The organism is Amycolatopsis sp. NPDC003731 (assembly GCF_053586895.1).
This window is the reverse complement of record NZ_JBSFNC010000312.1, coordinates 1-1298: the sequence shown is the minus strand read 5'-3', so window position 1 is coordinate 1298 and position 1298 is coordinate 1. Positions and strand designations below refer to the sequence as shown.

At 71.3% G+C, this 1298-nt stretch carries 1 protein-coding gene; it reads left to right on the top strand.

Annotation, left to right across the window (positions count from 1 at the left end):
- Window positions 1–1267, top strand: a 1267-nt coding sequence (locus ACWDN5_RS46785) for a M4 family metallopeptidase (protein WP_449680797.1), incomplete at its 5' end; no start/stop codon positions are given.
- Between the last annotated feature and the right edge of the window lie 31 nt (window positions 1268–1298).

Below are 1298 nucleotides of genomic sequence, written 5' to 3'. Positions count from 1 at the left end.
CCTCGAGACCGGCTGCGTCGACGTCCTCTACAGCGTCCAGACCGAGTGGAAGATGCTCGGCGAGTGGCTCGGCCGCACCGGCATCGACGGGGCGGGCGGCGGGTTCCGCGCGAGTGTCGGCCTCAACGACGTCAACGCGTACTGGGACGGCTCGTCGACGCACTTCGGGCACTCGCAGGACAACCGCCGCCAGGCGACGCCGATGGACGTCGTCGGCCACGAGTTCGGGCACGCGATCTTCCAGACCACGCCGGGCGGCGCGGGCTCGGGCAACGAGAACGGCGGGCTCAACGAGTCCACCGGCGACATCTTCGGCGCGCTCACCGAGTTCTACGCCAACAACCCGAAGGACACGCCGGACTTCAGCGTCGGCGAGGGCGTCAACCTGGTCGGCCAGGGCCCGATCCGCTACATGGACAACCCGTCGAAGGTCGGCGACCCGAACTGCTACTCCTCGTCGATCCCGAGCACCGAGGTGCACGCGGCCGCGGGCCCGCAGAACCACTGGTTCTACCTGCTGTCCCAGGGCAGCGCGGCCAGCCCGACGTGCAACAACTCGTCGGTCACCGGTGTCGGCATCCAGAAGGCCGGCAAGATCTTCTACAACGGCCTGCTGAAGAAGACGTCGTCGTGGAACCACCGCGCGGCCCGCAAGGCCACCCTGGAAGCCGCGGTCGCGCTGTTCCCCGGCAGCTGCGCCGAGTTCGCCAGCACCAAGGCCGCGTGGGACGCGGTGAGCGTGCCCGCGGTCAGCGGGGAGCCGACCTGCACCGGCCAGCCGCCCGCCGGCAACGACTACTCGCTGACGCTCTCGCCGGCCTCGGCGTCCGTCCAACCCGGACAGACCGCGACCACCACGGTGACCACCCGGATCACCTCCGGCAACGCCCAGACCGTGCAGCTGGAGGCCACCGGCCTGCCCGAGGGCGCGAAGGCGACGATCAGCCCGGCGAGCATCTCCTCCGGCGGCACCGCAACGCTGACCATCACCACCTCGGCGACCACGCCGGAGGGCACCAGCCAGGTGACGGTCAGCGGTGACGGCACCGACGCCGACCACACCGCGCAGTTCTCGCTCACCGTCGGCACCGGCACCCCGCCGACCGGCTGCGACGGGCTCGCCGAGTGGGACTCCGCCAAGGCCTACGTGCCCAATGACGTCGTCGGGCACAACGGTCACAAGTGGACGTCGCTGTGGTACTCGACCGGCGCCGAGCCGGGCGCGCCCACCTCGTGGGCCGTCTGGAGCGACGGCGGCGCCTGCTGAACACCCACCGCGCGGTGGCCGGTCCACGCCG